Source organism: Tenacibaculum sp. A30, assembly GCF_051200845.1.
Taxonomy (GTDB): domain Bacteria; phylum Bacteroidota; class Bacteroidia; order Flavobacteriales; family Flavobacteriaceae; genus Polaribacter.
Window position 1 is genome coordinate 623,161 of the sequence record NZ_CP195160.1, and the last position, 16,170, is coordinate 639,330.

A 16,170-nucleotide genomic window follows, 5' to 3' on the forward strand; every position below is an offset into this window, starting at 1 on the left:
GTCAATATTTGTCTAATGTAAGAAAAAGAAAATAAGAACTAACAAAAAGATATTAACAATTATAAACAGGAAATGAGGAAGTTAAGGATTTGAGGATATAAAGTATTTTTATAAATCCTCGTTTCCTTAAAATCCTCAAAATCCTTATTGTGCTTTTGTGGGATTTGTATAATTGTTATGTGCTTCCCTATGTATTAGACTAGCATCAACAAATTTAGTAATATAGCCTTCTGCTGTTTTATGAGGAATCTTGTTTTTGTCGGCTATATTTAGGTAATCTTGTCTTGAAAATTGATAAGGTAGTGCTTCTAAAAAACGTTCTTTACGATTGGCTCTTTTTACTTCTTTTTGTTCGATAGGTAAATCGTTAAACACCTTACTACTGTGCTTTACTAATACGCTTATCATTTCCAATGTATTTTCGAAATCTATATCCTCACAATATCTTACTTGGTTTACATCACCATCTTCCATAATGCGAAATACAGAAAACAACATTATAATTCTAAATGCTATTAACCCCAAACGTCTAACTGTTGCTATATAGTCATCGGGTTGAAGATTGAGGTATTTTGTTTGAAGCTTCTCAAAAAACACATTAAACTTTTGTTGTTGCTCTGTTGTTAGCCTTACTTCAATATCAGGATTGTTTTTTAGGGTTTTGTATAACCCAAAAAATTCATTTCCTAACTGGTCGTAATATTCATCTAAACCATTGGTTGTATCGGTTTGAAAAACGTTTTTCCAAGTAGGTTTGATATTCATATAATAAAACATAAATCGACTAAACAACCCATTTTCAGCACTTGGAACCAATGCTTGAATTTGTTTTGGTGTACCAGATAGTACCGTTGACAAACAAGGTCTTTCAATATCTACATATTCTTTATCGGTTCTACGATAGTAACTAATGGTTTCGTGGTGGAAAGCTTTACGGAAACCATCGGAATAATTACCGTAATCACTTTTAAAGGCTTGTGCCAATGTATCTCCTTCTGTTTCAAAAATTAACCCTCTACCTTCATTGTCAGATATTAATTGATAAACACCTGTTACACTATTGTTAGCCGGAATAAACAACATTCTTTCAGGTGGTTTACTCGGTTTTTCCATAGTTTCACTTTTGCCCTTATTCATATTATAAGTAGCCATTTCAACCTGATGTTGTTGTTTTAGGGTTTTGGATTGTTCGCGTTTTTGTTTGTGAACAGGATTTACCAAATTTTTAATTTGGTTTAATCTTCCTTTACCTGCTGAAGCTGGTGCTGTAACAAATAAATACAAGTTACTAAACACTTTACGTTGGTCGTACACACCGAACAATTTTGGGAAACAAGCGCTAAATGCTGTTAATGCACCCAACAACAAAATATCACGTTCTTCATTACTGCTTGATGGTTGTACCACTTGTTGCAAAAATGTTGGTATGTTGTTGTAAACTGTTGTAGGTATTGTTGGCAACGGTTGTTTTACTTCCTCTGGCTGTTGCAATACTTCAACAATTTGTTGTTGCTGTTTAGGTTTAATACCTACTTGATGCAAATGGTGGTATAAGGTTGCTATGCTTATACCGTGCCCTTTTGCTTGTAAACACTTGTTATATTGTTCGTCACATTCTTTATGGTCGTAACCTGAATAATTTCTGCTAATTCTATGGTAGTAATCACGTCCAGCTTCTCCGTATTCTTCTGAAATAGCAAAACCAATATCACGCCACTTTTCATAAGTATCTGTAATATCTATACCTGATTGTTCTAAAGCGTTGATATATGTTTCTATATCATTTGCAACAATCGTTGTTGGGTAGTTGTTGATTGGTTTTTTAGGTACTTCTTTTTGCTCTGGAACAGCTAACCAATCTTTCGGGTTGAATATCTTTGTCATATCTTTTGATGTCTTTTATGTAGGTATGCCAATGGATCGTGGGATAAAAAACACGCTCTGGAAATGTCTTTACCCGATTGGTCAACCTCTATGTTATATGTATGCTTTATGTAATTGGCCACCGCAATAAAATATTCGTTGTGTGGCACTTTGGAAACATCGATTCTAATTATCCATTTTAAGCCTTCCCCTGAAGGTGATGTAAACAACAATTCGGTTTCAAAATATTCATCGTTCAATAATTGTTGTTTTAGTTCTTCAAGATTCTGCAAATGGTCAAAATCGATTGTTAGTAATGATGAATGCTCAATTAAGCTATCATCATTACGTTTAGAAAACACACCTGAAAATGTTACATAATCAAAATGATTTGCTTTAAATTTCCGTGCTTCTTTAGGGTCTTTAATCGCTCTAAATTGCTCTGTGATACTTTTATACTTATTGCTTGTAATACGCTCAAATATTTGATGTAATCTTACTTTTTCTGTTGGAAACACATTTCTAATTGGTGCTCTATAAAAACTGCTGTAAGCATACCAAGTATCATCGGGTGCATCTAACCAGGATAATTCATCTTCTTTTTTAACTTCAAAATTTAGATGCAGTTCCTCATTAATTTTAAGTAACAATTCTTCTTCATTAATACTTTTAAAATGATAGGATGCAAAATCGAATACATCGCCTTTAAAATCGGTTAATTCTGTGTCGTAATGGATTGCTTTATTTTCAACAACATTAATTTGTAATGTTGATTTACCACCGTTAAAAGGATTGCGGGTTATCCCACAGTCCCTTCCTTTTAAGGAAAGGACTGTTGATTTAGGATAATACTGCCTTAATACATAAGCATAAATATTTAACCCGTAATGCGTTTTCTTTAAGATACTTTCTTTACTTATTTCCATCGCATTTAAAATTTGGGTTATAATAATTGCTCTGTAATAGTTCCTCTATATCAGATACTTTGTAATAAAATTTACCTTGTATCTTGCTATATGGAATCGTGCCATTTGAACGGAATGTTTGCAATGTGCGTTGGCTAATATGTAGCGTTTGCATTACATCCTGATTATCAATCCACATATCTTTTAAGCGTTCTGCTCTCGTAGCTCTTATTAATTCGATACGTGCTTTTAAATCCTTAATCTCTTGTGAGAGTGCCAAGAGTAAATCGATAATTTCAGTCATAACTAAATCCTTCCTTTTTTGATTAAATAATTAGCTGCCTGTTGCTCGATTTCATCTTGGGAATCCATACGGTTACGCAGTAACCATTGGTCTAACTCCTGACGTTGGAAATAGATTTTTTTACCATTCGGTTTATAGTGTGGAATGGCTCCCGTACTTGTAAGTTTATACAAGTGCGATTGTGATAGTTCTAAATACTGGCAAGTTTCATTGAAATTCAATACTTGCTTTTGCAACGTTTGTTGTTCTACTAACAACTTTTCGATGCGTTCTAAACGTTCAATTATTTTAACGTCCATCTTATTATAAATTTTAATTTAAAAATGGACTTCTGCGCAAAAGTCATCCTTGATTGTCAAGGACATAACAAATATTGAAAAAGGTGTTTGGTATAACAGAAAAGAGAAAAAATGGTATTATTAAACCATTGCAAAACAATGTTTTACACCGTTTTTGGTATTATCTATTTGGTATTAAGTAGAGAAAATACCACTTTTAAAAGGTGAAGTTTTATTTGATTTGGTCAAGCCAAAAATTGGCTTCAACTAATTTTTGATAGGCTCTTTTTTCAGTACCTAAAAATCTACGGTATTCTTTACCTGCATTACTACTTGGTCCATACCTATAAGCAAAGAATTTATAAATGTGTTTAGGCTCTATTTTTTTAGATGGTTTACTGTCAAAAAATATTCTTTCATTAAAATATTTAGTTTCTGTTAACTTAACCATAAAAGCTGCAAGTAATATTTTATTACCTCTATCCTTTATGAAGTTATATTCATCATCTATAATGCCTTTTTCATTTAATAGCTCCTCTAATTTTGCAAATTCTCTTTGTTTAATCTTATTAATAAGTGCGTTATAGGATAAGACATCATTGTTTTCCTTTCTAAAATCACCTTGTATAGCGTTGAAAATTGAACTTTGTTTTACTTGTTTCCTGACCGTTTTTATTTCTGCACCGGAATAGGATTTTACAATTAACTCTTGAGGTGGTTCTTCATTAAAAAATACTTCGTGCAGTTCTTCTATTGTATAAATTTCAGCATCACTTAATTCTGAAAATCGTTCTTGAAGTTCCATAAAAAGCATCATCGCATTTGCTTTTAAAAATGAAATGATATAGGCTTCATCAGATTTATCATTTTGAATTGGCTTTAAAGACAAACTTTCAACAATAACATTATCTGAAATGTAATTTTTAATCTGGGTTAAATAATTTAAAAATTTACGGTGAGCATTATCATATAGAAAAGACAAGTGATCAGCTGTTGAGTTTGCATCAAGTGCATCATTAATTTGATTAAAATTTTTGATGTACTCGTTTTCTATTAATTTTAAATAGTATTTACGCTTGTTAGAATACGCCTTTTTGAAGTCGATTTCATATTTAGGCGTTGTATTGAGGTATTGCTTTTTAAAGCCTTTTAAAAGCTCTTTAAATTGGTTTTCGGTTCTTTTATCATCAGTAACCTTTTCCACATACAGTAAGTCGATAAATAAGTCTTTAGCCATTTGGGTTAAGGTTTATTCTGTAAGCTGCTTGTTTCTTTTTGTCATCAATTACTTTAGCGTAAATTTGAGTTGTTTTCAAATTCTTATGACCTAACATTTTTGATACTGTATATATATCAGTACCCAAAGTCAGTTGTAATGTTGCAAATGAATGTCGCGCACAATGGAACGTGATATTCTTCTTAATTTCTGCATCACCAACCCATTCTTTTAGTAGGTCATAATTTCTCTGAACGTTATTAATATTCTCGAAAACTTTTTTAGTCGATTCGCCTTTTTCTCCTAACAATTCAAATGCTTGTTCGGAAATTGGTAAGGTTTCAGCTCCTTTAGTTTTCTTTTGCTTAAATCTAATAAAATTTCCATAGGTTTCTGAATATTGGATTTCAGACCATTGAAGTTTTGTAATATCTGACCAACGTAAACCTGTAAGGCAGGAAAATAGAAAAGCATTTTTTAATTGTGGATGTCTGCTATCTGTATTAAAAAGCTTTCTAACTTCTTCTAAAGTTAAAAATTCCATATGTGTATCTTCTTCTTTAAAATTTTCAACTGAAATAGCAGGATTGTATTGAATTACTTTTTCTTTAACAGCTTGTCGTAATACAGCTAAAAGCTTTTTAAAATATGCTGATTTTGTGTTTTGGCTTAATGGTCTTTTACTTCTGGAAAGTGCTTTTTTGTCTAAATACTCTTTAAAACCTTCTACCCACTCTTCATCTATTCTTTCAAAAGAAATTCCCGTAGGATGATAATCTTTTAAATGTTTTAGAGTACTATTCCATACACCTAAATTACCTTTACTTTCTGAACGTCTTTCAATCCATTGTTCTAAATACACGAAAAAATTGCCTTGTTTCTTTTCTTTATTTTCAAAACCATAAATATTATTCTGTACCTCTAAATGTCTTTTGGCTCTGATGCTTTCAGCAAGTTGTAAGATTTTCTTGTTTTCTAATTTCTGCGCTTTAGTTAAGGACCCTTTGTCGGGTTCTGGCGTTAAATATAATTTCAAGTACTCGTACTTACGATTTCCGTTTTCGTAATAATCAAGATATAAACTAATTCGTTTCCCTTTTCTACGTTGGCGTAAAGTAACTTTCATTTTCCTTATATTTACTGTGTTATACTATGCGTTTTAAGAGTGTTATATGGGCAACAATACGGCAACAAATATAAGCAAAAAAGGGTAGTTTGGCAACAAAAAAGAACGTGAAATATTATATAAACCAATGATTAATAGGTAGATAACAAACAAAGGAAATATAATGAATTTCCTCTCGGAAAATACTCGCACTGAATTAATGCCTTTGTTTTTTTAACTAAATTAGTAACCAAATCACGCAACGAAATCATACACAAACCGTTAGGTAACATTTGCTAGGTAAAAGGAAAGACTTTGAAAAATTAGAATATACTCAAACCAAATATTATACTTAAAAAAATTGATTATGACTTTAAATGAATGTCTTGAATTTTGCAAAATTTGTCAAAACAGACACGTTGACTTTAAAACTGGATTAGTTTGCTCTTTAACGAATGAAAAACCTCAATTTGAAGACAGTTGTGGAGACTTTTTGAAAGACGAAAAAGAAGCTGAAAGAAAGCTAAAAATGAAACTTGATGCAGCTGGAAATGCTAGGTCTCAAAATGGATCCTTAAACCCTAAAAAGAATATGAATTATGGAATTTTTCTGACTATTGCAGGAATATTACTTTTAGTATTTATTTCTTTATTATTTGGAATAATAGTAACTTTTGGTGGAATTTCATTTTATATCAGAGGAAAACAGCAGGAAAAAATACTAGCTGAAAATAAAAAATTGAATGAAAAAATAAATAAAAACGTTACCTAATCGAGTAGACGGCTCCGCACCCAAATAGGCACGGAGTTCGCCTCTCACACCACCGTACGTACGGATCTCGTATACGGCGGTTCAATAATGATACATTACTGCTTGAGGTATACCAAGTAGCTCAACTAAATGTCGTGCAAGAAGTAGAGAGGACTATTACGTGTAATAGGTACTACCTAAAGACCGTTCGAGTTCTCTTCTCTACTCTTGCTAAATTTAATAATATCAAAGTAAAGGTTACCGTTGTAGCACATTTAAAAAAACCAGAAATCAATGACAAAAATTAGAATAGAAAGAAATTCTGAATGGAATAATAAAGCTCGTAAAATCGGAATTTATATTGACGGAGAAAAAGTCGGAACTATAAATGATGGAGAAACTCAAGATTATGTAGTTGAAAATGGGAAACACGAAGTTTATGCAAAAATTGATTGGTGCAGAAGTCAAAAAATCGAACTAAATGTTGCGGAAAACGAAACAGCAATTCTAAAATTAACCGGTTTCAAATACGGAACTTGGATTTTACCAATCATTTTCGGAAGTATGTTACTTTATTTTCTTGGAAAAAATGCTCTAAATTTTGATTTAAATTTTTTGATTTGGATAATGGCAATTACATTTTTATATCCAATGTATTATATAACATTTGGAAAAAATAGATATTTAATACTAACTGAAAAGAAATAAAAAAAAGTGCTACGACACCGTGAATAACTCATTGCTTTGAATTCCTACCGGGAATTTCTGTCGCTTCTAAACATTAGGTTCACTCCTATTTGCTATCTTAGTGCTAACGCAACTAAACCATAAACGAAGCCGTTGAGTATATAATTTGTATAATGAAGCAAACAATAGCACACAACTACAACCCTAATCACAAGTTGAAAATGAGAACCCTATTAATCACAGTATTATTAGCTATTGTTAGTCAGGTTGGATTTACTCAAACTATTGAATTTGATTTAATAAGTTATAATGGACTTCAATTTTATTCAACAAAAACAGAAATAATTAAAAAGCTTGGAAAACCTAAAAGCACTTACGAACCAAATTATGAATGTGGTTTTTTATCAAGTGATTGGCAAGAGACAAAATATTTCACTCTTGATTTCGAGGAGGTAAAATTTACTGGAAATGAAAAGGAATTATACCTTATTGATCAAGTTAATTTTGAAACAATTCAAAATCTACAATGTCATAACTAATAATAAAATATACAGGCATTTTTTCTGTTTTACGATTTATTTGTTCTAATAATTTATTTCTTATACTGTTTCTGAAAGCATTAATGTTGCAGCTAGTTTCCCTAATTTATTTGCTGCTTTTGGGCTATCTCCAGTAATAAGTTTACGATCATGACACACTTTTCCATTCGGCATTTTATTTACAATAGTTACACCCAATACTTGTAATCTTTCTCCAAAATACCAAGGCATTGCTCCTGGTATATATCCTGTTAACGGAAGCATTTTATGTCCTCCTGGTATATATACCGCTGTATACGGACTATTTTTATCTAATTTTGTAACTATTTCCTGTAAACTTAAAGGTGCTAGAATTTGTGATTTAAACGTCTCATAAATAGCCATTACTTCTCTATCCTCTTCAGGAAAAGCCCTTTCTTCTAGTTTTAATGGTTTCCCTGTTGGCGTAGCTATATCCTTTTCAAACCCAGCTTTCATAAAATGTAACATTGGCACAAACATTTCTACAGGATGATTTCCTTTTAAAAAATTCTTTCCATTTTGCATTTCAAGTAGTGTTTGTTCTGTTCCAATTACTAAGATTTTTCGATTTCTATCTGTATTCTTATCTTCAAAAACTGAATGATCATAGTCTGTCTTTTTATCTACAGTTAGTTTTAAAGCTAATTTTGAAGGAGAATATATATTTTCTGAAACCTGTTTTGGTTCAACCCCTAACATACTTTTTATACTACTCATACTAATTCAGTTTACTAGTTTTCTACTACTTAAAATTAATTTATAAGTTACAATCTTTATTAACATTACAAATCTATTATATAAACAGACCATTTATTAACTCTTAAAGTTTAAATAGTACTCCTAAATGTTCAAAATGTTTTGTTTATAATTCAAAACTTCTTTCTACTATCAACTTATAACATTCACAAATAATTTAGTAATTTCGGCCTTCTAAATTGTATTGTAAATACCCTTATTAATAATTACACATGTATAATGCTTTAAACTAATTTACAAGCATTTACATAATTATAATTGTTCACATAAACTCTGTTTTATGAAAGTTTGTATCGCCGAGAAACCCAGTGTAGCCCGTGAGATTGCTAATATCTTAGGAGCCAATACCAAACGAGATGGATATTTCGAAGGGAATGGTTATGCGGTTACTTATACATTCGGTCATTTATGTACACTTTTAGAGCCTAAAGACTACAAACCGCACTGGAAAAGCTGGGATTTAAACAACCTCCCTATGCTACCAGAGCGCTTCGATACTAAGGTTACCAACGATAGTGGTATTCAAAAACAGTTTAAAATTGTAAAATCTCTATTTGAAAAAGCTGATGTAGTGATTAACTGTGGAGATGCGGGACAAGAAGGAGAACTCATTCAGCGTTGGGTAATTAATCAAGCTAATTATAAAGGTAAAATTCAACGTTTATGGATTTCTTCTCTTACTGAAGAAGCCATTAAAGAAGGTTTTGACAACCTAAAAGACAACGACGATTACAATAACTTATACTATGCAGGTTACTCTCGTGCAATTGGCGATTGGTTATTGGGTTTAAATGCAACACGTTTGTATACCGTAAAATTTGGGGGTTATAAACAAGTATTATCAATTGGTAGAGTACAAACTCCTACCCTAGCAATGTTGGTAGACCGTTATAAAGAAATTCAAAATTTTAAACCAGAACCTTATTGGGAACTTCAAACCTTATATCGCAACACCCTTTTTAGTTGTGAAGAAGGTCGTTTTTTGAAGAAAGAAGAAGGACAAGCCTTTGCTGATAAAGTAAAAGAAAGTGATTTTGAAATCACTTCAGTCACCAAAAAGAAAGGAAAAGAATACGCACCTAAGCTATTCGATTTAACTGGTTTGCAAGTATACTGTAACAACAAATTTGGATTTTCTGCGGATGAAACCTTGAAAATTGTTCAAAAACTCTATGAAATGAAAGTAGTTACCTACCCTAGGGTTGACACTACTTTTTTACCGAATGATATTTATCCAAAAGTTCCGAATATTTTAAAAGGGTTAAAGCAATACGCAACCTTAACGCAACCTCTTTTAGGAAAAAAAATACGCAAATCGAGTAAAGTCTTTAACGATAAAAAAGTAACCGATCACCATGCGATTATTCCTACGGGAATAGAAATCAACTTGCAATACAATCAGCAGCAAGTGTATGACATTATTGTTCGTCGATTTATTGCCGTTTTTTATCCTGATAGTGATATTTCGAATACTGCTGTAATAGGTGAAGCTGATAAAGTTTCATTCAAAACCACAGGAAAAGAAATTTTGACCAAAGGTTGGCGTGAAGTTTTTGAATACGGAAAAGAGCCTAAAAAAGATACCGAAAAAGATGTCTTACCTACTTTTATCAAAGGAGAAAAAGGCCCACACGAACCCTCATTTTTAGAAAAGGAAACCAAACCTCCTCGTAATTATACCGAAGCTAGTTTATTACGTGCTATGGAAACTGCAGGAAAACAAGTAGATGATGACGAAATGCGCGAATTGATGAAAGAAAATGGTATCGGTCGCCCATCTACACGTGCAAGTATTATTGAAACCCTATTCAGACGAAAATATATTGAGCGTCAAAAAAAATTGATTATTCCTACCAAAACGGGTATCGACTTAATCGATTTGATTGACAACGAACTCTTAAAATCTGCAGAACTAACTGGATTGTGGGAAAAACGTTTGAAAGAAATTGAACGTGGTGAATACAGTGCTGCGCATTTTATTAATGAAATGAAAAAAATGGTAGATCGTTTGGTATACGAAGTACGATCTAATACTAAATCTGTACGATTATCTGCCGAAAAAAGTACGGTTTCAAACACAACTAAAACCAAGAAAAAATCAACTTCTAAAAAGAAAGAAGTTGTTGGTAAAAGTTGTCCGAAGTGTAACAACGGACAATTATTAAAAGGTAGCACTGCATATGGTTGTTCTTCTTATAAAAACGGATGTGATTTTAAACTTCCATTTGAGTTTATGAATAAAAAAATATCTGAAAGTCAATTAATCCGATTACTAGACAAGGGATGTACAACTAATTTGAAAGGTTTCAAGCAAGGTTCAGAAAAAATAGAAGGTTTAGTTCGTTTTGATGATGCTTTCAATTTAAAGTTTGAACCCAAAAAAACGAGTTCAAATGTCATTTCGAGTGATAAAGATAAATCAATTTCAGACACTTTAGCCTGTCCTAAATGTAACAAAGGAACTGTTTTAAAAGGGAAATCTGCCTACGGGTGCTCTGAATACAAAAATGGTTGTGACTTTGTATTTACGTTTGAAAACATCAAAAAAATTGCCAATGGAAAACCATTGACAAAAGAATTAGTCTATAATATTTTAACTTCTAAGTAAGCCCTTTATAATAGTGTTCTATTAATTTCTCTGGATTTTTAACCGTGTTTTTAATCCATTCAAAATACAACTCTTGTTTCTCTACATCCGATAATTTCCAATCAATTGGTAACTTCTTCATACGAGTAGTAACATCTTGTAAAATAATTGCTGCTGCTACCGAAATGTTCAAACTTTCAGTAAAACCTACCATAGGAATTTTTAAAAAACCGTCGGCTTCTTTTTTTATGTAATCAGAAATCCCTTCTTTTTCAGTTCCAAAAACAAAGGCTGATTTTTTAGTTACATCAAAATCAGACAAAACACAAGAATCCGTGTGCGGTGTAGTTCCTATAATCTGGTACCCTTTTTTTCTTAAATCATCTAAACATGCTTTGGTATTATCACCATCTTCTTTAAAACGCTGTATATTCAACCATTTCTGACTTCCTTTAGCAACGTGTTTTGACACTTTATTGGTAAAACTATTTTCGATAGCATACACATCTTGTACACCAAAAATATCGCAACTTCTCACTACTGCACTGGCATTATGCGGTTGGTAAATATCTTCTAAAACTACTGTAAAATGACGTGTTCGCTCGCTTAATACCTTTTCAAACGTTTCCTTCCTATTCTCAGTAATATATCCTTCCAAATAGGTTAATAATCCTTCATCAATCATACAACAAACATAGTAATTTTTCCTATTTTTAATCGCAAGGAGATAGCTAAGTATTTATTTTCTTAAACTTGCAACGAAATCTATATTATGAAAAAACGTTTGGTAGTATTAACAGGAGCTGGTATGAGTGCTGAGAGTGGTTTAAAAACCTTTAGAGATGCTGATGGTTTATGGGAAGGACATGATATTTATGAAGTAGCTTCTCCTGAAGGATTTAGAGCTAACCCAGAATTAGTTTTAGATTTTTACAACCAACGTAGAAGGCAACTTTTGGAAGTAGCTCCTAACAAAGCACATTTAAATTTAGCTGATTTAGAAAGCACTTTTGATGTTGATATCATTACTCAAAATGTAGATGATTTACACGAACGCGCTGGTAGTTCTAAGGTTTTACACTTGCATGGTGAATTATTAAAAGTGCGCAGTACAAAAAATGAAAACTTGGTATATCATTGGAAAAAGGATATACTTTTAGGAGATACATGTGAAGAAAATGCGCAATTACGTCCACACATTGTTTGGTTTGGAGAAGATGTTCCGCTACTAGAAAAAGCAGTTGAAATTACTTTACAAGCGGATATTTTAGTTATTATCGGAACCTCTATGCAAGTATATCCTGCAGCAAGTTTGGTGGATTATGTAAAATCTAACACTCCTATTTACTTTATTGATCCTAATCCTGCTGTAAACAAAAACGCCTTTAATAATTTAACGATTATTAAAGACGTTGCCAGTACTGGCACTGATATATTACTCAATATGCTTCGATAAGCTCAACATGATATTGACTAGGCATTAGAAGTTAATCGATCGAAATATTCGTACAGTTCTCCTTTAGAAATAGTACTTCCTTTTTCAATCAAATCAAACAACTCTACATTACGTTCTTCTTGATACGGCTTTGATCCTCTTAAAAATTCTATGGCTTCATCTTGTGGATTTTTTAATAACCACTCAAACCCTTCTTGTTCAAGTACGTTTACTTCTTTATCAATCGTTATTACAATACGATGAATTTCTTTTTCATCACATTTAAATAAGTTAACCACTTTTGGAGAAAAATGCTCTAAATAATTCGTTTTGGTCAATACATCGTCCCAAACGACATCGCTAAACACATTCATTTCATCTTCAGCAACATCAGGTTTCTCTTCTTTTAGCTCATCCCATTCTTTTTTATCGATGTTTTGTGAAGCTAAAAAACGTGCAAACTCTTCATGTAATCCTTCAAACTGCTCTTTTGTAAGTTGTCTATATTTCAAAAATTCAAATTTTAATAATTAACTAACCCTAGCTTTTATTCATTCTCTTTAATTAGGGTGATTATCTTGTTTTTTTAATCCTCAATGAGGGTTTCATTCGGCAATTTTAATAATAAATTAGGATTAGGGCAATTTTGCTTGTAAAAATCCAAGGTCTTTTTTGAAGATACTCCTGGGTAATCGCCATAATAATCTTCAATATCTATAATTAATTGAAAGTGTAAATGTGGCGCATAATCTCCATTGACAGAACTATCTCCTAAAGTTCCTATCTTTTCTCCCTGAATCACCTTGGTTCCAACTTCTAAGTTTTTTATAGACTCTAACGATAAATGACCATATAATGAGTAAAATTCATTTCCTTCAATTGAATGTTTAAGAATAATTGTTGGACCGTAATCTCCATAGTTTGTATTGTTTTTAAAACTATGGATTTCTCCATCTAGCACAGCTAATACTTCAGTACCTGCATCACACCACAAATCAATTCCTAAGTGAATATTTCGTTGGTTTTCTTCGGACAATTTATTGAAATGTTCACTTCTACTATAAATATCTCTTACTTCCAAATATCCCCCAAAAGCAACTGTTTTTTTATTTTTTGAAAAATAATCTTCCAAATAAGCCTCCCATTCTTTTGATGAAGAAACATCAAAGCTTAATTCTTTGTTAGATGCTGCTATTGAAATTGGAATATATTCATCAAAAGATATGTTGGTATCTATTACGTTCAATGAAATTTCAGAAATATTACTTAAAAAGTCTGTCATAATTAAAAATTAAAAAAGTGCAGTAATTACTGCACTTTCTATAAATAAACTAGTTTATATATTAAGCGTTCTGTTTCTTAATTAAATTTAGAGCAGAACCTTCTTTATACCATTCTATTTGTCCTTCGTTATAGGTATGATTCGCGATAATTCTATCTTTTGAACCATCAGCATGAACAACTTCAATAGTTAATGGTTTGTTTGGCGCAAATTCATTTAAATCTAAGAAGTTGAAGGTATCATCTTCTTGAATTAAATCGTAATCTGTTTCATTCGCAAATGTTAAGCCTAACATCCCTTGTTTTTTCAAGTTTGTTTCGTGAATACGCGCAAATGATTTTACCAACACCGCTGCAACACCTAAATGACGAGGTTCCATAGCTGCGTGCTCGCGTGAAGAACCTTCTCCATAATTATGATCTCCCACAACTATTGTTTTTATTCCTTTCGCTTTGTATTCTCTCTGTACTTTTGGCACTGCATCATAATCCCCTGTTAATTGGTTTTTCACGAAGTTTGTTTTCATATTGAAAGCATTTACTGCTCCAATTAACATGTTGTTAGAAATATTATCTAAATGTCCACGGTAACGTAACCAAGGACCTGCCATAGATATATGGTCAGTTGTACATTTTCCGAATGCTTTGATTAACAATTTAGCATCTTTAATCTCATTTCCAATTGGCTCAAACGGTGTTAACAATTCTAAACGCTCTGAATTTGGATCTACAACCACTTCTATGTTACTTCCATCTGCTTCAGGTGCTAAATAACCGTTATCATCAACTTCAAATCCTTTTGGAGGTAATTCCCAACCTGTTGGTTCATCTAACATCACCTCTTCTCCATTTTCATTGATTAGAGTATCTGTTAATGGATTAAAATCTAAACGTCCTGCAATCGCAATAGCTGCTGTTAATTCTGGTGAAGCCACGAATGCATGTGTATTTGGGTTTCCATCAGCACGCTTTGCAAAGTTTCTATTGAATGAGTGTACAATTGAGTTTTTTGGTGCGTTCTTCGGATCTTCATAACGTCCCCACTGACCAATACACGGTCCACATGCATTGGTAAATATTTTAGCATCTAAGTTTTCAAAAACTTGTAAGATACCATCTCTTTCAGCTGTATAACGTACTTGTTCAGATCCTGGATTGATACCAAACTCAGCTTTCGTCTTCAATCCTTTATCGATTGCTTGCTGCGCAATAGAAGCTGCACGTGATAAATCTTCATAAGAAGAGTTTGTACAAGAACCTATAAGCCCCCATTCTACTTGCAATGGCCAATCATTTGCTTGCGCCTTTTCTGTCATTTCTTTTCCTACTGGGGTAGATAAATCTGGCGTGAAAGGTCCGTTTAATAAAGGTCCTAATTCTGATAAATTAATTTCTATTACTTGATCAAAATATTGCTCAGGATTTGCGTATACTTCAGGGTCTGCCGTTAAATATTCTTTAATCTCATTTGCTGCATCAGCTACATCATTTCTATCCGTAGCACGTAAATAACGTTCCATAGATTCATCGTAACCAAAAGTAGAGGTTGTAGCTCCAATTTCTGCTCCCATGTTACAAATAGTTCCTTTACCTGTACATGACATTGCCGTAGCTCCTGGACCAAAATATTCTACAATAGCACCTGTTCCTCCTTTTACGGTTAGAATTTCAGCTACTTTTAAAATTACATCTTTAGGTGCTGTCCATCCAGATAATTTCCCTGTTAATTTTACACCAATTAACTTAGGAAACTTTAATTCCCAAGGCATTCCTGCCATTACATCTACTGCATCAGCTCCACCTACTCCAATGGCCACCATTCCTAATCCTCCTGCATTGACCGTGTGAGAATCTGTACCAATCATCATTCCTCCAGGAAATGCATAATTTTCTAATACTACTTGATGAATAATTCCTGCTCCTGGTTTCCAGAAACCAATTCCATATTTATTAGAAACCGATTCTAAGAAATTAAAGACTTCATTTGAATTATTTAACGCAGTTTGTAAATCAACCGAAGCACCTACTTTTGCTTGAATTAAGTGATCGCAATGTACCGTTGTTGGTACTGCTACTTTACTTTTTCCTGCTTGCATAAACTGAAGCAGCGCCATTTGTGCTGTTGCATCTTGACAAGCTATACGGTCTGGAGCAAAATCAACATAATCCTTTCCTCTTTCGAAAGCTTTCGTTGGTGTTCCATCCCAAAGATGTGTATATAAAATTTTCTCTGCTAATGTTAAAGGTTTACCTGTAATTTTACGGGCAGCATCTACTCGCTCAACTACTTTATTGTATACCTCCTTTATCATATTAATATCAAAAGCCATATATGTAATTTTTTTGTTGCTGTACGAATTTACCAAAAAAAACAGTATAAAAGATGAAGTAGCTATATAATTATAATAAGTTTACATAAGTTTTTTCTATAGTAGAGTTTAA

Annotated in this window: 16 protein-coding genes; 5 read left to right on the forward strand and 11 right to left on the reverse strand. The window is 32.4% G+C overall.

What is annotated here, in order from left to right:
* Nucleotides 1-144 precede the first annotated feature (144 nt).
* The 6 genes from ACR9ES_RS02920 to ACR9ES_RS02945 form a co-directional block, all read right to left on the reverse strand.
* Nucleotides 145-1,884 carry a DUF3987 domain-containing protein gene (locus ACR9ES_RS02920; protein WP_262733143.1) on the reverse strand — a complete coding sequence of 580 codons (1,740 nt, stop codon included), beginning with the start codon at nucleotides 1,882-1,884 and terminating at the stop codon, nucleotides 145-147.
* Nucleotides 1,881-2,789: a BT4734/BF3469 family protein gene (locus ACR9ES_RS02925; RefSeq protein ID WP_148456726.1), complete on the reverse strand. Its 909-nt coding sequence runs from the start codon at nucleotides 2,787-2,789 to the stop codon at nucleotides 1,881-1,883. The genes ACR9ES_RS02920 and ACR9ES_RS02925 overlap by 4 nt, the downstream gene beginning before the upstream one ends.
* Entirely contained in the window at nucleotides 2,776-3,072 is a 297-nt protein-coding gene (locus tag ACR9ES_RS02930; RefSeq protein ID WP_093026612.1) for a helix-turn-helix domain-containing protein, read from the reverse strand. Before ACR9ES_RS02930 ends, ACR9ES_RS02925 begins: the two co-directional genes overlap by 14 nt.
* A gap of 2 nt (nucleotides 3,073-3,074) precedes the next feature.
* Nucleotides 3,075-3,371 carry a helix-turn-helix domain-containing protein gene (locus ACR9ES_RS02935; protein ID WP_093026613.1) on the reverse strand — a complete coding sequence of 99 codons (297 nt, stop codon included), beginning with the start codon at nucleotides 3,369-3,371 and terminating at the stop codon, nucleotides 3,075-3,077.
* Between the two features lie 211 nt (nucleotides 3,372-3,582).
* Nucleotides 3,583-4,587, reverse strand: coding sequence for a DUF6617 family protein (locus tag ACR9ES_RS02940; RefSeq protein WP_111126202.1), 1,005 nt, complete (start codon nucleotides 4,585-4,587; stop codon nucleotides 3,583-3,585).
* Nucleotides 4,580-5,692 carry a site-specific integrase gene (locus tag ACR9ES_RS02945; RefSeq protein WP_111126203.1) on the reverse strand — a complete coding sequence of 371 codons (1,113 nt, stop codon included), beginning with the start codon at nucleotides 5,690-5,692 and terminating at the stop codon, nucleotides 4,580-4,582. Before ACR9ES_RS02945 ends, ACR9ES_RS02940 begins: the two co-directional genes overlap by 8 nt.
* A gap of 346 nt (nucleotides 5,693-6,038) precedes the next feature.
* On the opposite strand from ACR9ES_RS02945, the gene ACR9ES_RS02950 reads away from it, so the two are divergent.
* From ACR9ES_RS02950 to ACR9ES_RS02960, 3 genes are all read left to right on the forward strand, one after another.
* Nucleotides 6,039-6,443 carry a hypothetical protein gene (locus tag ACR9ES_RS02950; RefSeq protein ID WP_408035885.1) on the forward strand — a complete coding sequence of 135 codons (405 nt, stop codon included), beginning with the start codon at nucleotides 6,039-6,041 and terminating at the stop codon, nucleotides 6,441-6,443.
* Between the two features lie 273 nt (nucleotides 6,444-6,716).
* On the forward strand, nucleotides 6,717-7,130 hold the full coding sequence (locus ACR9ES_RS02955; RefSeq protein WP_435255028.1) for a hypothetical protein: 414 nt from the start codon (nucleotides 6,717-6,719) through the stop codon (nucleotides 7,128-7,130).
* Nucleotides 7,131-7,282: 152 nt separating this feature from the next.
* Nucleotides 7,283-7,648: a hypothetical protein gene (locus ACR9ES_RS02960; RefSeq protein ID WP_435255029.1), complete on the forward strand. Its 366-nt coding sequence runs from the start codon at nucleotides 7,283-7,285 to the stop codon at nucleotides 7,646-7,648.
* A gap of 60 nt (nucleotides 7,649-7,708) precedes the next feature.
* Here ACR9ES_RS02960 and ACR9ES_RS02965 read toward each other — a convergent pair whose 3' ends face one another.
* A complete protein-coding gene (locus ACR9ES_RS02965) occupies nucleotides 7,709-8,386 on the reverse strand; it encodes a protein deglycase HchA (RefSeq protein ID WP_435255030.1) in 678 nt (225 codons plus the stop codon).
* Nucleotides 8,387-8,705: 319 nt separating this feature from the next.
* Here ACR9ES_RS02965 and ACR9ES_RS02970 point away from each other — a divergent pair, with 319 nt between their 5' ends.
* A complete protein-coding gene (locus tag ACR9ES_RS02970) occupies nucleotides 8,706-11,033 on the forward strand; it encodes a DNA topoisomerase 3 (protein WP_435255031.1) in 2,328 nt (775 codons plus the stop codon).
* Here the strand turns inward: ACR9ES_RS02970 and ACR9ES_RS02975 are convergent.
* Entirely contained in the window at nucleotides 11,026-11,697 is a 672-nt protein-coding gene (locus ACR9ES_RS02975) for a TrmH family RNA methyltransferase (RefSeq protein ID WP_435255032.1), read from the reverse strand. The two genes, ACR9ES_RS02970 and ACR9ES_RS02975, sit on opposite strands and share 8 nt — an antisense overlap.
* An 87-nt stretch (nucleotides 11,698-11,784) precedes the next feature.
* On the opposite strand from ACR9ES_RS02975, the gene ACR9ES_RS02980 reads away from it, so the two are divergent.
* The gene (locus ACR9ES_RS02980) at nucleotides 11,785-12,468 is read left to right on the forward strand and encodes an SIR2 family NAD-dependent protein deacylase (RefSeq protein WP_435255033.1); all 684 of its coding nucleotides are present in this window, start codon (nucleotides 11,785-11,787) and stop codon (nucleotides 12,466-12,468) included.
* Nucleotides 12,469-12,485: 17 nt separating this feature from the next.
* Here ACR9ES_RS02980 and ACR9ES_RS02985 read toward each other — a convergent pair whose 3' ends face one another.
* The 3 genes from ACR9ES_RS02985 to ACR9ES_RS02995 all read right to left on the reverse strand — a co-directional run bounded on the left by ACR9ES_RS02985 (nucleotide 12,486) and on the right by ACR9ES_RS02995 (nucleotide 16,058).
* Entirely contained in the window at nucleotides 12,486-12,959 is a 474-nt protein-coding gene (locus ACR9ES_RS02985; RefSeq protein ID WP_435255034.1) for a DUF6495 family protein, read from the reverse strand.
* Nucleotides 12,960-13,033: 74 nt separating this feature from the next.
* Nucleotides 13,034-13,729, reverse strand: a complete 696-nt coding sequence (locus ACR9ES_RS02990; protein ID WP_435255035.1) for a peptidoglycan DD-metalloendopeptidase family protein — start codon at nucleotides 13,727-13,729, stop codon at nucleotides 13,034-13,036.
* A 61-nt stretch (nucleotides 13,730-13,790) separates the two neighbouring features.
* Complete coding sequence (locus ACR9ES_RS02995; protein WP_435255036.1) at nucleotides 13,791-16,058, reverse strand: aconitate hydratase; 2,268 nt, start codon at nucleotides 16,056-16,058, stop codon at nucleotides 13,791-13,793.
* Nucleotides 16,059-16,170: the final 112 nt, after the last annotated feature.

Coding starts and splice junctions, on each gene's coding strand:
- ACR9ES_RS02920 (WP_262733143.1), bottom strand. CDS start 1,884: ATGACAAAGATATTCAACCCGAAAGATTGGTTAGCTGTTCCAGAGCAA.
- ACR9ES_RS02925 (WP_148456726.1), bottom strand. CDS start 2,789: ATGGAAATAAGTAAAGAAAGTATCTTAAAGAAAACGCATTACGGGTTA.
- ACR9ES_RS02930 (WP_093026612.1), bottom strand. CDS start 3,072: ATGACTGAAATTATCGATTTACTCTTGGCACTCTCACAAGAGATTAAG.
- ACR9ES_RS02935 (WP_093026613.1), bottom strand. CDS start 3,371: ATGGACGTTAAAATAATTGAACGTTTAGAACGCATCGAAAAGTTGTTA.
- ACR9ES_RS02940 (WP_111126202.1), bottom strand. CDS start 4,587: ATGGCTAAAGACTTATTTATCGACTTACTGTATGTGGAAAAGGTTACT.
- ACR9ES_RS02945 (WP_111126203.1), bottom strand. CDS start 5,692: ATGAAAGTTACTTTACGCCAACGTAGAAAAGGGAAACGAATTAGTTTA.
- ACR9ES_RS02950 (WP_408035885.1), top strand. CDS start 6,039: ATGACTTTAAATGAATGTCTTGAATTTTGCAAAATTTGTCAAAACAGA.
- ACR9ES_RS02955 (WP_435255028.1), top strand. CDS start 6,717: ATGACAAAAATTAGAATAGAAAGAAATTCTGAATGGAATAATAAAGCT.
- ACR9ES_RS02960 (WP_435255029.1), top strand. CDS start 7,283: ATGAAGCAAACAATAGCACACAACTACAACCCTAATCACAAGTTGAAA.
- ACR9ES_RS02965 (WP_435255030.1), bottom strand. CDS start 8,386: ATGAGTAGTATAAAAAGTATGTTAGGGGTTGAACCAAAACAGGTTTCA.
- ACR9ES_RS02970 (WP_435255031.1), top strand. CDS start 8,706: ATGAAAGTTTGTATCGCCGAGAAACCCAGTGTAGCCCGTGAGATTGCT.
- ACR9ES_RS02975 (WP_435255032.1), bottom strand. CDS start 11,697: ATGATTGATGAAGGATTATTAACCTATTTGGAAGGATATATTACTGAG.
- ACR9ES_RS02980 (WP_435255033.1), top strand. CDS start 11,785: ATGAAAAAACGTTTGGTAGTATTAACAGGAGCTGGTATGAGTGCTGAG.
- ACR9ES_RS02990 (WP_435255035.1), bottom strand. CDS start 13,729: ATGACAGACTTTTTAAGTAATATTTCTGAAATTTCATTGAACGTAATA.
- ACR9ES_RS02995 (WP_435255036.1), bottom strand. CDS start 16,058: ATGGCTTTTGATATTAATATGATAAAGGAGGTATACAATAAAGTAGTT.